Here is a 21094-nt window from a genome sequence, read left to right on the forward strand (position 1 = left end):
GATTCTCTTCCTTTCTGTTATTGAGTCGTGTAGCCTCCGTCGATGACAACCGCCTGACCGGTGACCCCTTTCGCCTGATTGCTGGCAAGGAACAACGTGTAGTCAGCGATTTCCTGAACGGATAAGAGACGTTTTTGCGGGACTAATGGATAAATGACTTCCTCTAACACTTTTTCTAAGGAGACGTTACGGTTCTTCGCCAGGTCCTCAAGCTGGTTGCGGACGAGCGGTGTATCGACATAGCCAGGGCAGACAGCGTTGACCGTAATGCCGTCTTCCGCTCCTTCTAATGCCGTTACCTTCGTCAAGCCTATCACGCCGTGTTTGGCACTGTTGTAGGCAGACTTGCCTGCGAATCCGATCAAGCCGTTGATCGATGCCATATTGATGATGCGGCCGAATCCTTGTTTTTTCATAATTGGGAACACATGCTTTGTTGCCATGAACGGTGCGACAAGCATGATCTTTGTGATCAGCTCGAATTTTTCCGTCGGGAATTCTTCAATGGATGCGACATGCTGGAGACCTGCGTTGTTGATCAGAACGTCTAGACGTCCGTATTTTTCCACTGTTTGATCAATTGCGTTTTTAATCTGCTCCTCTTTGGTCACGTCACAAACAAGGCCGATACAGTCGAAACCTTCATCCTTTAACTGATCTGCCGCTATCTTCACTTTTTCTTCATTAATATCTGTAAAAGCAACCTTCGCGCCTTGCTTAGCGAATTCTGAGCCGATCTCATAGCCGATTCCGCTTGCTGCTCCTGTAATAAAAACCACTTTATTTTCTACCATCAACCTTCACCTTCCTACTTAGAAATCTCCATCAGTTCTGGACTTACGATTAATTCCGCTTCTGTCGATTCTTTGATTTCCTCAACGCTCCAGCCTTCAACGACCTCGACTAAAACCAGGCCTTCTTCGGTTACATCAATGACGGCACGGTCTGTAATGATACGGTCAACGACGCCTTTTCCTGTCAGCGGCAAGCTGCACTCGTTCAAAATTTTCGGATCGCCGTATTTATTGACGTGATCCATGATGATGACGATTTTCTTCGCCCCGTGGACGATGTCCATCGCTCCGCCCATGCCTTTGATCATTTTTCCTGGTATCATCCAGTTGGCGAGGTCGCCGTTTTTCGCGACTTCCATTCCGCCGAGAATCGCAAGGTCCAAGTGCTCGCCGCGGATCATCGCAAACGACTCGGCACTGCTGCAGTACGAAGCGCTGATTGATGCTGTTACGGTTTCTTTTCCTGCGTTAATCAAGTCTGGATCCACTTCTTCTTCATAAGGCGAACGGCCGATACCTAACAGTCCATTTTCTGATTGAAGCACCACTTCTTTTTCCGGGTCGATGTAATTGGCTACCATCGTCGGCATGCCGATCCCCAGGTTTACATAGTAACCGCTTTCAATTTCCTGCTCAGCTCGTTTCGCGATCAGTTCTCTGACCGCTGCTCTGTCCATTTTTACTGCCATATCTAAATTACCTCCTGTTACGCATGTTTTTTGACGGTCAAACGTTCAATGCGTTTCTCTTGCTGACCTTCGATCAGTTCCTGCACGTAAATGCCTGGTGTATGGATCTGGTCCGCATCAAGTGTGCCGGCATCAACCAGCTCCTCCACTTCCGCAATCGTGACTGTTCCTGCTGCGGCCATCATAGGGTTAAAGTTTTGTGCGGTTTTGTTGTAAATGAGGTTGCCGAAGCGGTCGCCTTGCTTTGCACGTACCAAACTGAAGTCAGCCGTAAGAGCGGTTTGCAACAAATACTCCTTACCATCGAACGTACGGACTTCCTGCCCTTCTGCGATTGGAGTACCGACGCCTGCTGGAGTATAAAAAGCAGGGATTCCCGCACCGCCTGCGCGAATTCGTTCGGCTAGTGTCCCCTGTGGAGTTAGCTCGACTTCCAGTTCTCCTTCTAACACCTGACGCTCAAATTCTTTGTTTTCTCCCACATAGGAGCCAATCATTTTATCGATTTGTTTATTTTTCAAAAGGAGTCCCAGCCCCCAGTCGTCGACACCGCAATTGTTTGAAATAACGGTTAGATGCTTCACATTCGATTCAACAAGTGCAAGGATCAGATTTTCCGGAATCCCGACAAGTCCGAATCCTCCAACCATAATAGTGGAATGATCTTTAATATTTTTAACTGCTTCATGAAATGATGAGTGAATTTTTTTCATGTTGGTTCACGCCCCTTCCACATTTCTATACTTGCAAGAAGCGTGCCAACTTTCCCTTTCAGATGTGACGGGATTTTGAAAATTAAAGATGCTTCATTTTTCCACGATTCTGGAAAAGACGGTTGGAGAAAGAGCTCAACCTAATGAAAACCCTTACATTTGAGCATAAAAAAGAACCATTCCAGAATTGTGGAATGGTTTCCGAATTTGTGGAATGATTCATAACTTGTACTTTTTCACTTTTTCATAAAAGCTGGATTTTCCGATGCCGAGCCATTTAGCTGCCAGGGCTTTGTCTCCTTCAGCCTTTTTTAACATCCGTTCAATCGCTTGTCTCTCTGTGTTTTCCACTAATTCCTTCAAGCTACTTTGCTCTTGGATGATGGCAGACTCAGGCTGAATATGTTCAGGGAGGTCGTCGAGTTGAATGACGTCATTATTAGTTAAATGAACCGCCGATTCAATCACGTTCTCAAGCTCCCTCACATTCCCAGGCCAATTGTAACGCTGAAACAAGTCATACACTTCTTGATCGAATTCGTCAATCCGCTTGCCGATCCGGTCGCTGACTTTTTGCAATAAGTACTTCGATAACACACGGATGTCATCCGGACGCTCACGAAGCGGGGGCACCTGGACCTGGACGACGTTGATCCGGTAAAATAAATCCTCACGAAAGCGCTGCTCTTCAATCAGCTTTTCTAACGGCTGGTTCGTCGCTGCGATGATTCTTACGTCCACCTGCTGGGGCCTCACAGCACCGATGGCCTCGACTTCCCCTTCCTGCAATGCGCGAAGAATTTTCACCTGGGCATGCATCGGCATGTCGCCGATTTCATCAAGAAACAGTGTCCCGCCATGCGCCAGTTGAAATTTCCCTTGCTTTCCGCCTTTTTTCGCACCTGTAAAGGCACCTTCCTGATAACCGAATAGTTCAGCCTCAAGGAGATGCTCAGGGATAGCGGCACAGTTGACTTTGATAAACGGCTTTGTGCTGCGCTCACTGAGATGATGGATACTATGGGCGAACAATTCCTTCCCTGTGCCACTCTCGCCTCTAATCAAAACAGACACATCGCCATGGGCGACTTTTTTAATTTTGCTCTTCAATTCGAGGATCTCAGGAGAGCTACTGATGATGTCGTGCAGCGAGTATGTCGCTCCGTTCTGTTGCTGCATCTGGTTCCGGTACGTCTCAAGCTCAAGGAGAAGATCCTTAATGTGCGTGTTCATGACCTTCCATTCATCCGTATCACGAAACAACACCATGCCGAGGGCCCCAACTATTTCTCCATTTGACTTGAGCGGAATACGGTGCGCGACCATAAAATCACCGCGGATTTGCTGGAGGTCAGCCATTTCTTCCTTGCCGCTCTCGACCACAAGGTGCATCCTCGTATTTTCAATCACAGCCGTGACGTGCTGCCCGATTACTTTTTCTTTATCCACTTCTAGAAAATCACAGTAGCTGTCATTCATGTATGAAATATTCCCTTGATGATCGACAATGACAATACAGTGATGGACATTGCCGAAAAACGTTTCAAATATACTGTCCCGATAGTTCTCCAAGATCGATTGCATGAGTCACACTCCTGGTGAAATATTTAAACCCCATACGGTAACGCTTACATCACTACTTTGAAGTGTACCATGAAACGTGAATGACATAAATAACCACCTCAGGTCATCCAAATTCTGGATGACCTGAGGTGGTAAACACTTCCATCTATTCTTGTTTTTCTTCCTGGTATTGTTCCAGCATATGGATCCGTTCCATCATGGTCGGATGGCCATAGCGCAAATATTTTACTAAGGCAGGTGGATTCACTTCGCTCAGTCCGTTGACCGTAAGCTCCTGGAACGATCCGACCGCCGCTTCTGGATCCTCCGTCATTTCAATCGCGTATTCATCCGCAGCCTTTTCGGCGTTTCTTGATATCGCCAGTTCTACAGGGCTCGCGATGAACGAAAGCAAAGACAACAGGAGGAAGAACACTGGCAGGGCGGCAATATCTGAGACGTCTTTAACCTTCCACTTCTCTCCCCATTTTCGCATCGTATAATGCATCAGATGATAGGCGAGAAACAGGCCGACAAAGCTTGAAGCAATCACGCCAAGTAAATTCATATATAAATGATTCATCACATAGTGGCCTATTTCATGGGCCATGATGAATAAAACTTCATTGTCCTTCAAGCGATTCAGCGTCGTATCCCATAACACGATGCGCAAATTCGAACCGATGCCATTTACATACGCATTCATGCTGTTCGTTTTCTCAGACATGTTCACTTCATAAACGCGATCGGCTGGAATATCCGCCTGATTGGCGAGACCGAGAATTTTTTCTTCCAGCTGTTTATCCTGAAGTTCGGTAAAATCGTTGTACAACGGATCGATGACAACAGGCTGAATAAACATCATGAACACAAGAAACGGTACAAGCAGCATCCACGCATACAACCACCAGCGTTTCTTGAACTTGTTCATCAGCCAATATAGCACCGTGATTAAGATCGCCATAATGACAAAACCGACCCAGAATCCGATCAGTTCATCCCTCATCCAGCTAGAAAAGCTCTGCGTAGAAATGCCGTACGAAATGGAAAGTCGCCGGCTGATATAATCGAACGGAAACAAGATAATCGTCGTAACCGTTTGGAGTAAAAGCACATACAGCGGGATCTGTATGATTTTAAACCGGGAAGCCCGCTCGCTGAATTGTTTAAAAATGAGCGAGACGCCAAACACCATAACTCCTAAATAAATCACCCACTCCAACGGCTCTGTAATAAAGGACAAGAAATCCTTATAACGCGAATAATCCTCGGCCAGTTCCAGCTGCCGATCCGTCATAAACGTTGCCGGGTCAGCCGCTGTTCCCTTGTAAGCATCAGGGACTCCGAAATCAGCCCACTGGAAAAGATAAAGTCCTAAAAGTAATCCATATAATGAAAAAAGGACGAGTGTCCAGATGACGAACTTTTTCTTCACGTCTCCACCTCCGCCGTGTGTCTACCCCTTAGTATATGAGCTTGTCCTGATTTATAGAATGATTACTTCAATTTTACACGGTTTCTTCCTATTCCTACCACAAGACTTTTGATATTTGACTAAATTGAACAAACTATCTTGAAATCGAGTCTTTAAGTATTGGGCAAGAATGGGGAGGACTTGAATTCGGACAATTGAACTTATGAATGACTATTGTTAAAGCATACAACTATATTTCCATGATCACCCACAAATAATATAACCTTCAGCAAAAAGAAAATTCTAAAAAAAAGAAGTCCGTGTAATTTATACGGTCTTCTTTTTCCTTTGATGACTGTATTTTATTTGAGGATGAGGGTGCTTCTTCACGCTAAGTATGATAACCGTAACCAGGATGAGCACCATTCCAAGAAGTTGAATGATGGTCAAGTGATCCCCGATAAGCAGAAAGCCAAATAATGAAGCTGTTACCGGCTCGACCATAGCGACCATTGAAGCAGTAGTTGGGGCAGTCCACTGAATACCAATCACATAAACTATAAACGAAATTCCAGCCCCCAGGATCCCCAATAAAAGAAACCAACCTATGTCGTTTGACGTTACCACACTAGCGACTTCATTAATGTCCGCAATAAACAAAAGGATGAGACAAAATGAAAAGAACGCGATGGTTAAGGTGGGCTGTGGCTTTCCGATGGAAGAGGCGTTTTTAAATCCGAATATAAATAATGCATAGGAAAGGCCGGCAGCAAGCCCGGATGCAACCCCTAAAAAACCTACTGATATCGAATCAGTATTGTAGGCACCTGTAAGCATGATAATCCCCATAACTACGCCGAGTATGCATCCCCATTTAAACCAAGTCGAACGTTCTATTCGTAATAAAAAAGAGATGACAAGAACAAACACCGGTGCTGTGTACATTAAAGTAGCAGCAAGAGCTACGCTTGAGGCTTGAATAGTGAGAAAATAAAAAGTGAAATTCCCAGCAACACCAACCCCAGCCAATAAGGACCATATGTATAAACGAGTAGAGGAGGTCCAATTTTGTTTAAAGCGTAAAAGAAACCATGCAAAAAAACACACAAAGCCAATAGTCCCTCGATAAAGGGAAATCACAATAGGATCCCAGCCCTTGTTCATTAAAATATCTGCAATCCCTCCACTAACACCCCAGCATATAGCTGCAAGGATAACTAAGCTTACACCTACAGACCTCATTGTTTGTATGCCTCCTAAAAATAAGTGATGGTACAAATTTTAATCTCTCTATTAGAAATCTAAATTGGGCTTAATAATGGAGATTCAAGAGCCAAACCATCTTCTTTACTTTTTTAATCAAACATATGCTTTTTAGAAGACATAAATTGAAATTCTTTTATTTTTTCCTTCATTAACCTTAATCTTCATACGGAATATGATCTGGCTAGTAGATCATTTGGAACTTTACGGTCAGAGGATAAGGGCTAAAACAGTGGAGGCTGATCGGTTTTCCAGAAAACGATGTAGGCGATAGCAACCTTATAAAAGCTCTAATGGTAACTATTAACATTTTTTCTAATTTTATCATGAAAATACCCTTTTTTCATCAAAAAAATAGAATAGTGTGGTGTTTATCAGAAGGTTTAAAAGAGTGGGCCTAGACTATCTCAGTTTAAAGTCTTAAATAATTGGCGCAATTCTCGAAAAATTGGATCACCTCATTTTTATGTTTGGGGCAGAATTGTGAAAGACAGATTCGAGATAATTACAATAAATTACTGTTTCACATATAAATTGATGAGGTGAATACCATGATTAAGAGTCTGGCCATATGGTTTTCAATAATAATAGGTGGATTCAAAATAACGGAAATTCCTTTTCGAATGGGAAAATTTATGGATGTGAGAGTATTGGTTTAACGATCGTAGGATTATTACAAGTTTTAATGGTAAAAGCATTTTTACAAAGGTGGCAGAAGCGCGTTTATAGAATTACGCGTCTTGGGAGTTTTGTGCGGTACTGAATTTGTTTGTTAGGATTCTCGCTGAGATTATAAGTTTTACTAAACGAAACAATAAAAAAAAAAGAGACTTCCTAATTCGGAAGTCTCTTTTATAATATAACTAGTAACGATTATTTTTGAACGTTAGCAGCTTGTGGTCCACGGTTACCTTCAACAATTTCAAAGGAAACTGTCTCGTTTTCTTCTAACGTTTTGAAACCTTCGCCTTGAATAGCAGAGAAATGAACGAATACATCGTCTTGTCCTTCTACTTCAATAAAACCAAAACCTTTACTTTCGTTAAACCATTTAACATTACCTTGTAACATAAATTGTTACCTCCTGCGTGGAACTGATCCACAATGTATTACTATTATTGCTCTGCATATTCATTCCAGACGAAAGTGACTTACTAGTTACTTTGCTTTCAATCGTAAACGAACAAGAATAATTAATCTTAACTATATCAACAAAGGTTCTACCCGTCAACCGGGGGTCTCTTAGCAGCCAAGGTGTGATAAAAATATTCCTTACATTTGTATACGTTTTTAAGTTATGAAGTATGTTTGAGAGTGCGTATCGCAACTCATTAGAAGAAGAGGTAACTAATCCCAATGGGTGTGGCCTTTTATATGTCCTGCAACGCATGTGATTTCTACAGGGGTCCATGATATCCACTTGAGACTGTGTCGCTCTTTGTACTTCCTGATTATTCTATAACTCGTCGTACATATTTAGGGTATTCATCTATTAATTTGGTTAAGTCCAATTTATTGAAATAATTAAAAGAAGCCCTAAAAAGAGCTTCTTCAGGTTATTATTTAAACTTATCCGGAAACTGCTTCACTACTCCTTTGGAGATAGCGTCTGCCATTACGATAATGTGAGTGATCCCTTCATCAATCGCAGCTATTCTTGCTTCCCAATCTTTCTCTAAACTGGCTACTAAGTCATCTGTAACTAATTCAAGATGCATATATAAGAGATTTTTTAGGTCTTCATTTTTTAAATGAAGGTTGGCCCCGCTTAAAAAAGCTGCTATATCATCGGCATTTCTATACCATTCATTGTTGAGCTGATTTACCTTGGCTTCATCTCCGCTTTTCGCCGCCTCTACAATCTCTCCAGCAATCACAATATGCTCCTTAAGCAATTCAGTAAGTTTGTTACCAGCACTCTCTCCATAGACTGGCTTTATAGCATTGCCTATATCCTCCTGATTTTTAAGCAACCTCTCTAATACCTGTTTTTGGTCCTCAGCTCCTGCTGTAGTTGCACTTGTAATATAATTACTTGTCCACAAAACATGATCAATCCAGAGCCTTCTAAAATCATTTTCGAATTTCACCTCTGCTTGACTAATGTTTTGATGAGTTGTAGCTTCAACACTGTTTATTCCAGCAAAGATATTTAGCGAAAATAATAAAGTTAGCCCTATTACCAATAACTTCTTCATCACACCCACTCCTTCCGATAAAAAGTATCTTCCTTATTATTAAGATAGGTCTTTTTATTCCTCAAAATGAGGGGGTGCTTTTTTTACCACAGGGATTAGAGCGCACCATATAATCGTCGTCATAATAATTGCCTTAGGCGAATGGTTATCTACACACTTATAAATTGTCTTGGATTTAAATCTTCCTGAATATCAACAAAACAAATCTCAACAAAAATAGAGCAGTACTACAACAAAAGTAGCCACTGCTCCATCCATCACGCCTGTCTTGATTTCTAAACCTTTTCTAGTCTGTCAGCAAAAAATTAAGAAACCGGCGTCATCATCTGATAGTACTTATACAACGCCTGCGTACCATCATTATCTCCGCCCGCTTCACTCAGCTCATCATACAACTGCTTCGCAAGCTTAAGCCCCGGCACAGGGAGCTGCATTTTTTCCGCTGAATCAATCGCAATCTTCATGTCTTTAATAAAATGCTTCACGTAAAATCCAGGATCAAAGTTCCCGTCGATCATCCGTGGTCCAAGATTAGACAGCGACCAGCTTCCGGCGGCTCCGAATTCAATGCTGCTTAACACTTTCTTCGGATCAAGACCTGCTTTCTCAGCGTATGTAATCGCCTCACAAACCCCCATCATCCCTGAAGCGATGGCGATTTGGTTGCTCATCTTCGTATGCTGACCGGCTCCCGCTTCGCCTTGCAAAACAATATTTTCACCCATTGCCTGAAAGACAGGCTGGATCTCGTCAAACTGTTCCTGATCGCCGCCAACCATGATCGTAAGCTTTCCGTTCCTTGCGCCTACGTCACCGCCGGATACAGGAGCATCATAAGCGTAAATATCAGCCGCTTTTGCTTTCTCTGCAATCTCTTGAGCCAAGTCGGGAGAGGATGTCGTCATATCAATGACAAAAGAACCTTGTTTCGCGTTTTCTAAAATGCCTTCTGCTCCGAAATACACTTCTTCCACATCGCTCGGATAACCGACAATCGTAATGATGATATCGGAGTGCTCTGCTAAGGAGGCCACACTGTCCTGCCAGTTCGCTCCTTCGGCTAAAAGTTCATTAGCTTTTTCCTTCGTCCGTGTGAACACATTGAGCTCATATCCAGCCTTCATCAAGTTGCGTGCCATGCTTTTCCCCATAACTCCTGTCCCGATAAACCCGATTTTCTTTGGCATACGCCTCTCCCTTTCTAAATTGGATTTGTCTCAAGTATAGCAATTTCCAAACCCAATATAGAAGAAAAACAGATCACCCTTCCTATAAAAGGTGACCTGTTGCTTTTTGTTACTTTTATATTTGCTCTACAATTCTGCATTCAATTTAATCCATCACAATAATTTTTTGATTCTCATACAAACTCTTGATCTCTGGTTTTACTTGATCTGTGATTAAATACGTCAGATGATCCGTCGGACAAACAATATGGTTAGAAATCGTATCTAACTTATCACTCGTTACCATCCCTAGAATTTCTGTAGATATAGAGGCCATTTTTCGTTTTACTAAAGCTTCGGATAGACTCGGTACACTTATCCCTATTTCAGGATCAATTTTATAAATCCCCATGATATATAAATCTGCCCTCATGGTCGTTAGTGATTCAAAGGTATCAATCCCCAAATTAACCATGGACTGTTTAAATAAGGTCCCACCAATCATAATTACTTCCACATTTTTATGATTAGAGAGGGCCATCGCGATCGGTGGACTATTTGTAATGACCGTCCCCTTTAAGGACAAAGGAAGCTGATGGACCAATTGTAAGTTCGTTGTCCCGCCATCAATTAAGATGACCATTTCATCTTTGATCAGATCTAAGGCCCTTGTAGCTAAATTCACCTTTGCTTCATTATAGATCCCCTGCCTCGTTGAAAAGTCCTCGACTGGAGGTCCTTTTCGCAGCGCCCCACTATGTACCCGTTTAATCACACCCTGGTTATCCAGCTCTTTTAAGTCTCTTCTGATTGTATCTTCTGAAACGGATAATCGTTTGCTTAAGTCGCTTGCAATCACTTTGTGTTCTTCATTTAAAATATCAACAATTTTTTGTTGGCGTTCTTGTTTAAGCATAAACGTATGACTCCTCCTAGAATTTCCTAAATTATATCACATTTAATCATTCGAAAAAAATCAAAACAAGCAAAAAGATGCAAGAAGGTGCAAAGAAACCCTTTACATTTTATCAAACATGCATTAACATGAAAAAAAAGGCACAAAACAAAAAACAAGGAGGCACAAACATGCAAAACAAGGTTACGATAGCTCCATCAATTATGTGTGCGGATCTCTGTAATTTAGAAAAAAGTGTTAAGGAAATTGAAAGAGCAGGACTGGATACTTTACACATTGATGTAATTGATGGAAGTTTCAGCCCAAGCATGCCCCTCGGTATCTCAACGATTGAACAATTAAGAAAAATAACGGATATGAAATTTGATGTTCACATTATGTCGAATGACAATGAGTTTTTCATTCAGGAGATGCTCAACATCGGTGTTGATCAAATCACCTTCCATATTGAAACCAGTTCACATATCGATCGCTATATCAATTTAATTAAAAAGCAGGACACTAAAGTCGGCATTGCCCTTAATCCGGCAACTCCACTAAATGTTTTGGAATATGTGTTACCGCAAATCGACACCGTTTTACTAATGCTGATCAACCCAGGCTTTGCAACAGATAAAAACGAAGAGCAAGTCTCCTATGCAACTAAAAAAGTAGAAGATTTATCGAACTTGATCAAATCCAAAGGGCTGGATACCAAAATCGAAGTGGATGGTCGTGTTTCCATGAAGACCATTTCAGGGTTGGTAAACGCTGGCGCAGATATCTTAGTAGCGGGCAGCACAAGTTTATTCAAATCTGACAATAGCTTAGCGGACAACAAAAAGATCATCGAGGAATCTATTCGTGAAGGATTACAGGAGGAGGCTAAAACACTATGAACGACTTCAATTATGCAACTAAAAAAATAACCGATGAAATTACAGCAACTCTAACCAATGTGAACAGCGATGACGTAGATAAATTATTAATTGAGATTAACAATGCAGAAAAAGTATTTTTTGTAGGTGTCGGAAGGGTTCTATTATCCTTACAGGCCATAGCCAAAAGGTTAGCGCATATCGGCATTAAAACGTACGTTGTAGGCGAAATTACTGAACCGGCTATTACAGATAAGGATCTACTGATTGTAGGGTCCGGAAGCGGTGAAACAAAATTCCCGTTAATCATCGCAGAGAAAGCGAAACAATATAACGCGAGGGTTGCCCACATCGGTGCAAACCCGGACAGCTCCATGAGCCAATATTCCGATCTATTTATTAGAATCCCTGTAAGTTCAAAAGTAGATACTCCTGGAGAGGTTCATTCTGAGCAGCCCATGAAAAGTTTATTCGAACAAAGCCTACTATTATTGGGAGACACGTTAGCCTTAATGATGGTGAACAATAAAAATATTGAGTTGGAGTCCCTTTGGGAATACCACGCGAATTTAGAATAACTTCTTCACAAAAGAGTCCCAAAGGGCTCTAAAGGAGGGTCAATAATGAAAGCGCTACATTTCGGTGCAGGAAATATCGGAAAAGGTTTAATCGGATATTTGTTGAATAAAAGTGGATTCGACCTCTGCTTCGTCGATGTAAACGAAGAGTCAGTCAACCAAATGAACAGCAGCAACGAATACGCATTGGAACTATTAGATGAAAAGCAAACAGTTGAAGTCATCTCCCCTGTACGTGCCCTGCATAGCAGTGCACAGGACAAAGTGATCGATGCGGTCGTAGAAGCTGACCTCATCACTACCTCTGTAGGAGCGGACAATTTATCGAAGGTTGCCCCTGTCATATCCAGAGGCCTGCTAAAAAGAATTCAGTTGGATAAAGGCCACGTGGATGTCATTGCAAACGAGAATATGATTAATGCTTCTTCTAAATTGAAAGATGAGATTAGTAGAAATGTCTCGAAAAATGAAATGGATGCGATCCAGTCAACGGTTGGGTTTCCAAATTCAGCAATTGATCGACTTTCCCTCTCTGAAAAGAGAAGTGAAGGTGAAGTTACCCTTGTCGAACCTTATTACGAATGGATGATCGAAAAGCAAGGAATGCTCCATGCAGATTTACCTTCTATAAAAAACGCCACATATGTAGATTCGTTAAAACCGTATATTGAACGGAAGTTGTATATGGTCAATATGGGACATGCAGCCACAGCCTATACAGCATTTCTAGAGGGTTATCCCACGATTCAGAGCGCCTTAAAGAACCGGGAAATTGAAAGATTCTTAAGAGAAACGCTCAACGAATCCGCTCGTTATTTTACTGAGATGTATGATTTTGAGCCCGAAGAAATGAATGTGTTTATTGATGAAACCATAGAACGCTTTAAAAATGCTAATATTAGTGATGATATCTTACGAGTTGGGAGATCGCCAATTAGAAAGCTAGGCTTTGATGAGCGATTGATCAAGCCCACTAGAGTCCTTTTCGAATTGGACTTGCCGGTAGAGAAACTAACAGCTGCTGTGGCCACAGCATTCTTCTTTCATAACCCTCATGATGAGGAATCTGTCACGATCCAATCCTACATTCGCGAACAAGGAATCGAACAAGCTATTGGCCATTTTACTGGTATCGAGGATACGACCTTAAAGAGAAAAATCAACGATCACTATGATCGATTGCGAGAGAATTACTCATTAACAACCATAAACGAAAGGTGATGTTCCTATGTTAGCCGAATATTTAGAAGGAAATATCCGCTTCTTACCATCCGTTGATTCTTGGGAAGACGGAATACAAAAAGCTGCGGCTCCACTATTACAAAGTGGGTCGATCACTCCAAAGTATATTGACGATATGATCGAAAATGTAAATACGAATGGCCCTTATATCGTTATTGTCCCAGGAATTGCGATGCCTCATGCTAAAAATGAGGACAGCGTAGTAAACACAAGTGTATCTTATTTAAAGCTTGAGGAGCCTGTACAGTTTCCAAAAAATAAAGAAGTCAATACCTTCTTCGTTTTAGCTGCTGAAGACAGCTCTGGACACCTGGATCTTATCTCTGACTTGTCTTCGATTTTGATTGAGGACGAGACTAAGAATAAACTCGAAGAAGCACGTAGCGAGCAGGAAGTATTAGATGTGTTAAAGATGGTTGAATAGATCTTTCCTAGTTGAACGATGAAAGGCAATCCTTTTTCTTTTCCTTTAGTTCTTATCGTAGCTTTTGAAATTACTGAATTATCAGAAAGGAATGACAAATATGGCTGATTCAGCACATGCAACGGATAATGATAATGTTGTAGAGATGAATACTCCGTCGACGCGCGCCAGAGTCCAAGCATTTGGTGGCTTTTTAACAAATATGGTTCTGCCGAATATTGGTGCTTTTATTGCCTGGGGACTATTAACCGCTTTGTTTATACCAAGTGGATGGATTCCCAATGAAGAACTTGCCCAAATTGTCGGTCCAGCTATTAAATACTTGCTACCTTTACTTTTAGCTATTACAGGCGGGCGAATGGTTGGAGGTCAAAGAGGAGCAGTGATGGGAGCGATCGGTGCGATTGGTTTGATCGTCGGGTCGGATATTCCAATGTTCTTAGGCGCTATGGTGATCGGTCCCTTAGGCGGCTTGGTCATCAAGAAATTTGACAAGCTTATTGAAAATAGAATACCTGCAGGATTTGAGATGATTGTTAACAATTTCTCACTAGGTATTCTAGGGTTCCTATTGATGATTCTATCCTTCTACTTTATAGGTCCTGCAATAGAATCAGCGAATAACCTTGTAACAGCAGCTATTGAGGCGTTGGTCGCTACTGGCTTATTGCCTTTGCTATCTCTCATCAATGAGCCGGCTAAGGTACTATTTTTAAACAACGTCATCGATCAAGGCATCTATTATCCTTTAGGAATGCAAGCTGCCGCTGAAACAGGAAAGTCCATTTACTTCACCGTAGCTTCTAACCCTGGACCAGGGCTTGGATTGTTGCTGGCTTTCACTTTCTTCGGCAAAAAGACGGCTAGACGTACAGCTCCGGGTGCAATGATCATCCACTTCTTTGGCGGGATTCATGAACTATACTTCCCTTACGTATTAATGAAACCCCTTACAATAATTGGGATGATTGCCGGAGGAGCTTCAGGTATCGCTGTTTTCAGTCTGTTTGACGCTGGACTCGTCGCCGGACCAAGTCCTGGCTCTATTTTCGCGTACCTTGGATTGACCCCTAAAGGCAGCTTCCTTGGGATCATCTCTGGTGTTCTAGTGGCTACTGTAGTAACGTTCCTAGTTACAGCGTTCATTCTAAAACTTGATAAAAGTTCTGAGGATGAGGACATTTCTGCTTCTGTAGAGAAATCCAAAGCTATGAAGCAAGCAGGGAAAAAATCTTCTACTAACCGCCAAAAGGATCAAGACATCAATACAATCTCTTTTGTATGTGATGCGGGTGCGGGAAGCAGCGCCATGGGTGCCACAACCTTCAGAAAAAAATTACAAAAGAATGATATCGAAGGCATGGAAGTCAAACATTACAGAATTGAAGACGCTCCCGAACATTCAGACATCATTGTCGTCCATGAAGATTTACAAGAAAGAGCGAGAAAAGCGCACCCTGATAAGGAAATTATCGCTATAAGCAACTATTTAAATGATCCGGCACTGGAAGAATTAATGGACAGATTAAATAAGAAATAAATGTCGCTTATAGTAAGTTCAATTAAATAGTGACTTTTTAAGAAGGTTTCTTCGGAGACCTTCTTTTTTTATTCTTTGCATTCTTTAGGATGTCGCCACCTCCGAAGTAACTCCAATAACGTTACCTATATTATTCCGAATGCTTACTCAAATCTCTCTCTTCAACCCGACCATCAGAATGAATGATTGTCACTTTGGCAAATTTATTTTCGGTAAGATCATTAAGCCTATTAAATTGAGCTGGAAATACATGACTAGAAGAAGAATAGGAAGCTTCAGGGCAAGGAGTAATAGATAAGTCATCAGGTGGAAAAGTATCTGAAATAATAAGAATACCATCATCATAGAAAGTGACAAATAAAAATTCTACAAGATCATTTAATGCACCTTCTCTATCGTCTAATACAAGAGAATAACTTCCCTGGTAAAGTGTACCCTCCATGACAAATGTACCCGTTCCCACAGTAAGCAATCGATTTGAAACAGACGTATTAACGCAGATAGGCGGATTAATACTTGTTGCCTCGAAGCTGGTACCGTATATGGATTCAAAAGTGATAACACTGCCTTTCCGCGTACAATCCGGACATATATCTGCCAAAAAATTAAACTCCTGATCAGTAGCAGTTCCAAACCCACTACATTCACAACATTCTTTATCTTTTTTATTATGGGTACATCCACAATTGACTTTTATTATTGGATTGAAATTAATGGTGCTTTGAGTATTTTCATTCCTCTTTTTTCTATAATAATCAGACCGGTAAAACCTAGTCATGTTTAGCTATCTCCTTTTTCATCGTTATTTATAAAATATGAAGAAAATAGCAAATTGATTGGACATACTCCACATCCGAAAGCACTGAACCCCTATTTTTATAGCTAAAGATAAGCCTCCAGAAGGCTACAACACAAAATAGCTCCGACAGACCCTTGTGCTGATGGACAGACAAAGGCTGCTTTTTTCCAAGGAGTTGAAACGTCCCAAGCACTGGGTGCATAACGTAAATGAAATATGATTTATGGGAGTGAAGCTGTTCATGTATTATTCACGCCAGCCCTACTACACTCATCTCCCCTACTGGCATAACAACGGTTATTGGCCTCGTCAATATCCACCGGTTGATCCTTCATTATTGTGTGAATCAGCAAAAGAATCAAAAGTACTCATGAAAGAAGCCAGTATGGTACTTGATAAATTAGCTGAGTCAGAGGAATTTGATGCTCAATTAATGTACGCTGCGCAAGCTTCAGATATCCAGGAAGTTAAACGCTTAATAAATTCCATAGGTGTAACGTCAGATGTAGACGTTACATTCAACCCCGATGGCTTAAGGCTGGAGTTTAAATCACAAGGGAATATGAATGGAGCGAAGTTATCTGTTGCCTTGCGTTGGAGATAGAGGGTACAGGGGAAGCTGCTTATCTATATAATTATATAAACATAAAAAATTCCTGAGTTTGAAACTCAGGAATTTTTTGTTGCCTATATTTAATGTGGCTTTATATATTTCATTTAGCGACCTAACTATATCATTTTAGGGAAGCGCCATTTACTTCTTTAGAACTCTATAATCTAGTCCATTAGTTAATCTACGTTTATTACCTGGTAAACTGCCATATGAAAAATAAGAGAAGCAGCAAAGATTAGAAAAGCTACAATGTTTACTATTCTAAATATAGTTTTACTTTCTTTAAAAATACCCTTACCTGATATAACTATACCCAGAATAGAGTATGCTGGAAGATAAATAAAAGCCGTATAGCTGACTAGTGAAAAGCTAGACAATAGAAAATAACAACCAAGAAATCCAGCCAATAGTATCCAAACCATTACTTCTGACATCTTAGTTACTCCAGTCATACTATTCTCCTTATCACATATGCTAAGCAATAACTTTAGATAAGAGACTTAAACCCAGATAAGAGTGATCCAAGTATTTTAAAGATGGTTCGCCCTATCAACCACTCAATTGCTAATTATTTCCATGCTCTTTGATTCATATTAACACGTTTTATTTAAATATCAAAAAAAAGTCATTCAATGATTCATACCGCACCTCACCAACTTATACCGGTCACGTTGGACCAGACTATTAGGTCTCCACTAAGTAAAGGTCGTTACATTTTTGAGACTCCGTTAATGAAAAGGCTAAATAATAAACTAATAGTTGTTAAGCCAGCAACTGGAATAGCAAAACTTTTGCTATTTTTACATTCATAGATAGCTACGAGCAAACCTGCTGCACATAACCCTAGCCAAACAGGCATAACTATGACATCTGCAATATTCGCAGGTAATAAAGCGTAACCGCTAGTTAAGAAAAATAGCCAATGAAAAATCAACATCCCTACTATGACATAAGAAATTTTTCGAGGTGGTTTTCCATCCTCTTTTCTTCTAACAGCTATAAATATAGTAAAGATGAACGTTAAAATAGCGATAATGGTTAACATCATCAAAAATATTATTGAAAATCCAATGGTAACCGCTCCCCTTCACGATGAAACACCAATCATACAAGCATGCTAGCTTTTCTTCGTTAAAGTAAAAAATAAAGTAGCACCGATTGATGCCGTTGTAAACAAAATCGCTCCCATCGGTACAGCAGTCGTCTCATTAATACCGACAAGCGGTGATACAGTTGCGCCAAATAACAAGGGCAACATGCCCAGCACAGCACTCGCACTCCCTGCTCTGTGGCCTTGATGCTCCATCGCCAGGGTAAACGTACTTGTCAAGACCATTCCCATCGCTGTCATGTAAATAAAGATAGGGATAACAATGGAATACAACGGTCCTTCAATAATTGTCATCACTAATAGGAAACCCGTAGCACTAACGGCGATCAGCACAGCGCTCCGAAGCAAACTTCTTTCGTGGAAGATACCTCCAAGACGTCCGACTAAAAAGCTTCCTGTAATAATTGCAAGGCCGTTAATCCCAAACAAGACACTAAACACCTGTGGAGACACGTCGTAGATGCCCTGATAAACGAATGGCGTTCCGGATACATACGCGAAGCTTCCTCCATGGACAAAACCGATGGTCAGGGCATACCCGATGAATGAGCGATCTTTCAGCAGTCGGCCAATGGTAAGGATCGATTCTCTCACAGAGCTCGGAATCCGTTTTTCTATTGGAAGGGTCTCCGGTAATTTTCCTGCCACGGTTAAAACGATTCCTACACCTACGATACTTAAAAAGAAGAAGATCGTTTCCCATGTGGCGAATGGTAAAAGTAAAATCGCTCCCCCTGTCATCGGTGCAATCATCGGAGCTGTTGCATTAATTACCATGAGTAGGGCGAAGAACTTGGTCAATTCTCTTCCCGAAAACACATCGCGCACGACGGCACGTGAAAGCACGGCACCGGCAGAACCCGTGAAGCCCTGGAGAAAACGAGCGATGACGAGCACAATGATATTAGGCGCAAGCGCGCAAAGAAAGGACGCCACTGCAAAGAGGGAAAGGAAAATGATCAGTGGTTTCTTCCTCCCCTGCGAATCGCTGATCGGGCCAACGACGATTTGTCCGACGGCAAGCCCGATTAAACAGGTGGTTAAGCTGAGCTGAACAAGTGAAGCATTTGCTTCTAAATCGGATGCAATTCCCGGAAAACTCGGGAGATACATGTCGATGTTCAATGGCCCTAAGATTCCAAGCATTCCGAGAAGAAACGCGAGACCTATTCTCTTTTTTCCTTTTGGATTATGTAACATGTTGTAAACACCTTTTTCTATTCTTACTACAATTTAAAAGACCTTTGAGTATTACCCAAGATTTTCAAGCTGTGAACCTATGATTTTATCTTCTTTCCTCAAGGAAGTCTATTTATAAGCACAGAAAACCTAAGGTAAGGCTTAATAAGCAACAGAATAAATATAATTAAACTTTTTATTCGTTTGAATCTTTTAATAATCTAAAGGTCAAGTCTGCCGCTATCCCGTTTAATAGCGAAAAGACGACTATTCTTATTGAATAATCGCCACTACTATACCTCAAAGGTAAGATGTTTCTTAACGATCATAGGAAGAAGATACTTAACCGAAGAAATGGTTTTGAATGAAACCATGTTTCTAATAATTATTCTCGCAAAATTTTCTCCATCGCTTTGCCTTTTGCTAACTCATCGATCAGTTTATCCAAATAGCGAATTTCCTGCATCGTTGGTTCTTCGATATGTTCCACTCGCACACCGCAGACCACACCTTTGATCAAGTTCCGTGAAGGATTCATTTGGGGAGCTTCCGCAAAGAAGGTCTCAAAATCTGTCTGTTTTTCCATTTGCGCTTCTAATTCTTCCTGGCTATATCCCGTCAGCCAACGGATAATTTCATCAACTTCTGTTTTCGTTCGTCCTTTTTTCTCCGCCTTCGTAACGTAGTGGGGATAGACACTTGCGAAACTCATGGTATAAATCTTGTGCTTGGTCATTACCCATCCTCCTCCTTTTCATGTTTTCCCAATTATATCATTTGACAACAATCCATTCCCCTATCTACATGTCATTCCCTTAGACAGGAACCTTATCGTCGCTAAAGTTTGTTCGGAGGCTCCAGAGATGCAAAATTTTCGCCCTTTACGGAGATCACTATAATTGCTTTTCCTCCTCATGAAAAGACGCCAACAAGTTCGTTTGCAAGATCTGAACATCAGGGGGATTTGATTGTTAAGCGAGTGAACAACCAACCGGAATAATTACCATTCAAGTGCCTTGAAGAGCCAGATGGCTATCCCTCACTATTCAGTAATACTGATATTCTGTATAACTTATTACCAGATTAAATAAAAACTGAATAGTGAAGATTGCTATTCCCATCATTACCAGCTATTCAGTCAGTGTTTACTATTTAATTTTTCCCCGCAGTTTCGTCGTTAGCCACGACTAATCGTATCGTTCAACTTCGTGCGATACTTATCTTTCCATGTTTTCTCGTCCTGCAATAGATCGTCGCAGAAAGTGGCCACATCCTCACCCGTGAGGTCAGTAACTTTCTTACCTTCTGCTGCCCCTTGCTCAAATAGGTCGAGAATGCCGTTAAAGATACGGCTGGTAGATTTCCAGTCAGAAGGACCACCCGTAGTCCACATATACTTTTGGATCGCTTTGTAAGCGTTATGGTATTCAGTTGGAAGTGCCTTCGCACGAGCTTCCATCGCTCTCCATTCCCGCTTATCATCCAGACTTCCGATAATTTTTTCAAAAATATTCATAGTCCTTCTCCTTTGTATTTAGTTTTTTAATTCGTTAATTGTACTTGAAACGAATTCCCATTTTTCCCAAAAGATTTTAAGATGCTCCTCACCATCTGCGTTGAGTGAGTAAAATTTTCTCGGCGGTCCCATCGTGGATGGCTTTTTCTCAATATCCACCAAATTGTTTTTCTCAAGCCGCATGGTAATTGTATAAACGGTGCCTTCAACCACATCAGTGAAGCCAAGTTCTCGTAGCTGTTGGGTGATTTCATAGCCGTAAGTTTCGCCGCGACTGATGATCTCAAGCACACAACCTTCAAGCACCCCTTTCATCATTTCTCTGAAATTACTCATTTTTACCTCCAATTGCATTTTGACGTTTTAGTACTCTGTATTACTGGTATTTTGTATTACTTATTACTAGTATATAGTATTACATATTAGTGTGAGTTGTCAACGATAAAACTTTTCGTGGCCTGACCTATTGCTTAAACCTTACTTCACTTAAATTTCTGAAAATTGGGAAAGTCATCCATC

Annotated in this window: 23 protein-coding genes; 6 read left to right on the forward strand and 17 right to left on the reverse strand. The window is 41.2% G+C overall.

The window, feature by feature from the left end:
- Nucleotides 1-17 precede the first annotated feature (17 nt).
- The 10 genes from ACRYKC_RS01945 to ACRYKC_RS01990 all read right to left on the reverse strand — a co-directional run bounded on the left by ACRYKC_RS01945 (nucleotide 18) and on the right by ACRYKC_RS01990 (nucleotide 10716).
- The gene (locus ACRYKC_RS01945; RefSeq protein WP_433804965.1) at nucleotides 18-794 is read right to left on the reverse strand and encodes a 3-hydroxybutyrate dehydrogenase; all 777 of its coding nucleotides are present in this window, start codon (nucleotides 792-794) and stop codon (nucleotides 18-20) included.
- A gap of 14 nt (nucleotides 795-808) precedes the next feature.
- A complete protein-coding gene (locus tag ACRYKC_RS01950) occupies nucleotides 809-1483 on the reverse strand; it encodes a 3-oxoacid CoA-transferase subunit B (protein WP_433804966.1) in 675 nt (224 codons plus the stop codon).
- 17 nt (nucleotides 1484-1500) lie between these two features.
- Nucleotides 1501-2196 carry a CoA transferase subunit A gene (locus ACRYKC_RS01955; RefSeq protein WP_433804967.1) on the reverse strand — a complete coding sequence of 232 codons (696 nt, stop codon included), beginning with the start codon at nucleotides 2194-2196 and terminating at the stop codon, nucleotides 1501-1503.
- Between the two features lie 219 nt (nucleotides 2197-2415).
- A complete protein-coding gene (locus ACRYKC_RS01960) occupies nucleotides 2416-3780 on the reverse strand; it encodes a sigma-54 interaction domain-containing protein (RefSeq protein ID WP_433804968.1) in 1365 nt (454 codons plus the stop codon).
- 145 nt (nucleotides 3781-3925) lie between these two features.
- Nucleotides 3926-5194, reverse strand: coding sequence for a M48 family metallopeptidase (locus ACRYKC_RS01965; RefSeq protein WP_433804970.1), 1269 nt, complete (start codon nucleotides 5192-5194; stop codon nucleotides 3926-3928).
- 306 nt (nucleotides 5195-5500) lie between these two features.
- Nucleotides 5501-6415 (reverse strand): DMT family transporter, encoded by a 915-nt coding sequence (locus ACRYKC_RS01970; RefSeq protein WP_433804971.1) that lies wholly within the window; start codon nucleotides 6413-6415, stop codon nucleotides 5501-5503.
- A gap of 894 nt (nucleotides 6416-7309) precedes the next feature.
- Complete coding sequence (locus ACRYKC_RS01975) at nucleotides 7310-7507, reverse strand: cold-shock protein (protein ID WP_035543224.1); 198 nt, start codon at nucleotides 7505-7507, stop codon at nucleotides 7310-7312.
- Nucleotides 7508-7995: 488 nt separating this feature from the next.
- The gene (locus tag ACRYKC_RS01980; RefSeq protein ID WP_433804972.1) at nucleotides 7996-8634 is read right to left on the reverse strand and encodes a glycosyltransferase; all 639 of its coding nucleotides are present in this window, start codon (nucleotides 8632-8634) and stop codon (nucleotides 7996-7998) included.
- Nucleotides 8635-8939: 305 nt separating this feature from the next.
- Entirely contained in the window at nucleotides 8940-9821 is an 882-nt protein-coding gene (locus ACRYKC_RS01985) for an NAD(P)-dependent oxidoreductase (protein ID WP_433804973.1), read from the reverse strand.
- Nucleotides 9822-9966: 145 nt separating this feature from the next.
- A complete protein-coding gene (locus ACRYKC_RS01990) occupies nucleotides 9967-10716 on the reverse strand; it encodes a DeoR/GlpR family DNA-binding transcription regulator (RefSeq protein WP_433804974.1) in 750 nt (249 codons plus the stop codon).
- A 170-nt stretch (nucleotides 10717-10886) separates the two neighbouring features.
- On the opposite strand from ACRYKC_RS01990, the gene ACRYKC_RS01995 reads away from it, so the two are divergent.
- The 5 genes from ACRYKC_RS01995 (at nucleotide 10887) to ACRYKC_RS02015 (ending at nucleotide 15357) form a co-directional block, all read left to right on the forward strand.
- The gene (locus ACRYKC_RS01995) at nucleotides 10887-11594 is read left to right on the forward strand and encodes a ribulose-phosphate 3-epimerase (protein WP_433804975.1); all 708 of its coding nucleotides are present in this window, start codon (nucleotides 10887-10889) and stop codon (nucleotides 11592-11594) included.
- Nucleotides 11591-12151, forward strand: coding sequence for a 6-phospho-3-hexuloisomerase (gene hxlB, locus ACRYKC_RS02000; protein WP_433804976.1), 561 nt, complete (start codon nucleotides 11591-11593; stop codon nucleotides 12149-12151). Before ACRYKC_RS01995 ends, hxlB begins: the two co-directional genes overlap by 4 nt.
- Nucleotides 12152-12196: 45 nt before the next feature.
- Nucleotides 12197-13372, forward strand: coding sequence for a mannitol-1-phosphate 5-dehydrogenase (locus ACRYKC_RS02005; RefSeq protein WP_433804977.1), 1176 nt, complete (start codon nucleotides 12197-12199; stop codon nucleotides 13370-13372).
- 7 nt (nucleotides 13373-13379) lie between these two features.
- Nucleotides 13380-13817 carry a PTS sugar transporter subunit IIA gene (locus ACRYKC_RS02010; RefSeq protein ID WP_433804978.1) on the forward strand — a complete coding sequence of 146 codons (438 nt, stop codon included), beginning with the start codon at nucleotides 13380-13382 and terminating at the stop codon, nucleotides 13815-13817.
- A 100-nt stretch (nucleotides 13818-13917) separates the two neighbouring features.
- Nucleotides 13918-15357 carry a PTS mannitol transporter subunit IIBC gene (locus ACRYKC_RS02015; RefSeq protein ID WP_433804979.1) on the forward strand — a complete coding sequence of 480 codons (1440 nt, stop codon included), beginning with the start codon at nucleotides 13918-13920 and terminating at the stop codon, nucleotides 15355-15357.
- Nucleotides 15358-15487: 130 nt separating this feature from the next.
- Here ACRYKC_RS02015 and ACRYKC_RS02020 read toward each other — a convergent pair whose 3' ends face one another.
- Nucleotides 15488-16135: a hypothetical protein gene (locus tag ACRYKC_RS02020; RefSeq protein ID WP_433804981.1), complete on the reverse strand. Its 648-nt coding sequence runs from the start codon at nucleotides 16133-16135 to the stop codon at nucleotides 15488-15490.
- A 262-nt stretch (nucleotides 16136-16397) separates the two neighbouring features.
- Here ACRYKC_RS02020 and ACRYKC_RS02025 point away from each other — a divergent pair, with 262 nt between their 5' ends.
- Nucleotides 16398-16760, forward strand: coding sequence for a YuzC family spore coat inner layer protein (locus ACRYKC_RS02025; protein ID WP_433804982.1), 363 nt, complete (start codon nucleotides 16398-16400; stop codon nucleotides 16758-16760).
- A 185-nt stretch (nucleotides 16761-16945) separates the two neighbouring features.
- Here the strand turns inward: ACRYKC_RS02025 and ACRYKC_RS02030 are convergent, their stop codons facing one another.
- From ACRYKC_RS02030 to ACRYKC_RS02055, 6 genes are all read right to left on the reverse strand, one after another.
- Nucleotides 16946-17203 (reverse strand): hypothetical protein, encoded by a 258-nt coding sequence (locus ACRYKC_RS02030; protein ID WP_433804983.1) that lies wholly within the window; start codon nucleotides 17201-17203, stop codon nucleotides 16946-16948.
- Nucleotides 17204-17478: 275 nt separating this feature from the next.
- Nucleotides 17479-17817 (reverse strand): hypothetical protein, encoded by a 339-nt coding sequence (locus ACRYKC_RS02035; RefSeq protein ID WP_433804984.1) that lies wholly within the window; start codon nucleotides 17815-17817, stop codon nucleotides 17479-17481.
- A 69-nt stretch (nucleotides 17818-17886) separates the two neighbouring features.
- On the reverse strand, nucleotides 17887-19080 hold the full coding sequence (locus ACRYKC_RS02040) for a Bcr/CflA family efflux MFS transporter (RefSeq protein ID WP_433804985.1): 1194 nt from the start codon (nucleotides 19078-19080) through the stop codon (nucleotides 17887-17889).
- A 364-nt stretch (nucleotides 19081-19444) separates the two neighbouring features.
- Entirely contained in the window at nucleotides 19445-19795 is a 351-nt protein-coding gene (locus tag ACRYKC_RS02045; RefSeq protein WP_433804986.1) for a DUF2200 domain-containing protein, read from the reverse strand.
- A 441-nt stretch (nucleotides 19796-20236) separates the two neighbouring features.
- Nucleotides 20237-20575 (reverse strand): DUF1048 domain-containing protein, encoded by a 339-nt coding sequence (locus tag ACRYKC_RS02050; RefSeq protein ID WP_433804987.1) that lies wholly within the window; start codon nucleotides 20573-20575, stop codon nucleotides 20237-20239.
- 18 nt (nucleotides 20576-20593) lie between these two features.
- The gene (locus ACRYKC_RS02055; protein ID WP_433804988.1) at nucleotides 20594-20911 is read right to left on the reverse strand and encodes a PadR family transcriptional regulator; all 318 of its coding nucleotides are present in this window, start codon (nucleotides 20909-20911) and stop codon (nucleotides 20594-20596) included.
- Between the last annotated feature and the right edge of the window lie 183 nt (nucleotides 20912-21094).

Origin of the sequence: Halobacillus sp. A1-3, from assembly GCF_050971765.1 — a bacterium.
In the GTDB taxonomy this organism is placed as follows: Bacteria; Bacillota; Bacilli; order Bacillales; family Halobacillaceae; genus Halobacillus; species Halobacillus mangrovi_B.

Coding starts and splice junctions, on each gene's coding strand:
- hxlB (WP_433804976.1), top strand. CDS start 11,591: ATGAACGACTTCAATTATGCAACTAAAAAAATAACCGATGAAATTACA.
- ACRYKC_RS02035 (WP_433804984.1), bottom strand. CDS start 17,817: ATGATGTTAACCATTATCGCTATTTTAACGTTCATCTTTACTATATTT.
- ACRYKC_RS02015 (WP_433804979.1), top strand. CDS start 13,918: ATGGCTGATTCAGCACATGCAACGGATAATGATAATGTTGTAGAGATG.
- ACRYKC_RS02045 (WP_433804986.1), bottom strand. CDS start 19,795: ATGACCAAGCACAAGATTTATACCATGAGTTTCGCAAGTGTCTATCCC.
- ACRYKC_RS02030 (WP_433804983.1), bottom strand. CDS start 17,203: ATGTCAGAAGTAATGGTTTGGATACTATTGGCTGGATTTCTTGGTTGT.
- ACRYKC_RS01970 (WP_433804971.1), bottom strand. CDS start 6,415: ATGAGGTCTGTAGGTGTAAGCTTAGTTATCCTTGCAGCTATATGCTGG.
- ACRYKC_RS01980 (WP_433804972.1), bottom strand. CDS start 8,634: ATGAAGAAGTTATTGGTAATAGGGCTAACTTTATTATTTTCGCTAAAT.
- ACRYKC_RS02025 (WP_433804982.1), top strand. CDS start 16,398: ATGTATTATTCACGCCAGCCCTACTACACTCATCTCCCCTACTGGCAT.
- ACRYKC_RS02010 (WP_433804978.1), top strand. CDS start 13,380: ATGTTAGCCGAATATTTAGAAGGAAATATCCGCTTCTTACCATCCGTT.
- ACRYKC_RS01960 (WP_433804968.1), bottom strand. CDS start 3,780: ATGCAATCGATCTTGGAGAACTATCGGGACAGTATATTTGAAACGTTT.
- ACRYKC_RS02020 (WP_433804981.1), bottom strand. CDS start 16,135: ATGACTAGGTTTTACCGGTCTGATTATTATAGAAAAAAGAGGAATGAA.
- ACRYKC_RS01945 (WP_433804965.1), bottom strand. CDS start 794: ATGGTAGAAAATAAAGTGGTTTTTATTACAGGAGCAGCAAGCGGAATC.
- ACRYKC_RS02005 (WP_433804977.1), top strand. CDS start 12,197: ATGAAAGCGCTACATTTCGGTGCAGGAAATATCGGAAAAGGTTTAATC.
- ACRYKC_RS01990 (WP_433804974.1), bottom strand. CDS start 10,716: ATGCTTAAACAAGAACGCCAACAAAAAATTGTTGATATTTTAAATGAA.
- ACRYKC_RS01950 (WP_433804966.1), bottom strand. CDS start 1,483: ATGGCAGTAAAAATGGACAGAGCAGCGGTCAGAGAACTGATCGCGAAA.
- ACRYKC_RS01995 (WP_433804975.1), top strand. CDS start 10,887: ATGCAAAACAAGGTTACGATAGCTCCATCAATTATGTGTGCGGATCTC.
- ACRYKC_RS01985 (WP_433804973.1), bottom strand. CDS start 9,821: ATGCCAAAGAAAATCGGGTTTATCGGGACAGGAGTTATGGGGAAAAGC.
- ACRYKC_RS01955 (WP_433804967.1), bottom strand. CDS start 2,196: ATGAAAAAAATTCACTCATCATTTCATGAAGCAGTTAAAAATATTAAA.
- ACRYKC_RS01975 (WP_035543224.1), bottom strand. CDS start 7,507: ATGTTACAAGGTAATGTTAAATGGTTTAACGAAAGTAAAGGTTTTGGT.
- ACRYKC_RS02050 (WP_433804987.1), bottom strand. CDS start 20,575: ATGAATATTTTTGAAAAAATTATCGGAAGTCTGGATGATAAGCGGGAA.
- ACRYKC_RS02040 (WP_433804985.1), bottom strand. CDS start 19,080: ATGTTACATAATCCAAAAGGAAAAAAGAGAATAGGTCTCGCGTTTCTT.
- ACRYKC_RS02055 (WP_433804988.1), bottom strand. CDS start 20,911: ATGAGTAATTTCAGAGAAATGATGAAAGGGGTGCTTGAAGGTTGTGTG.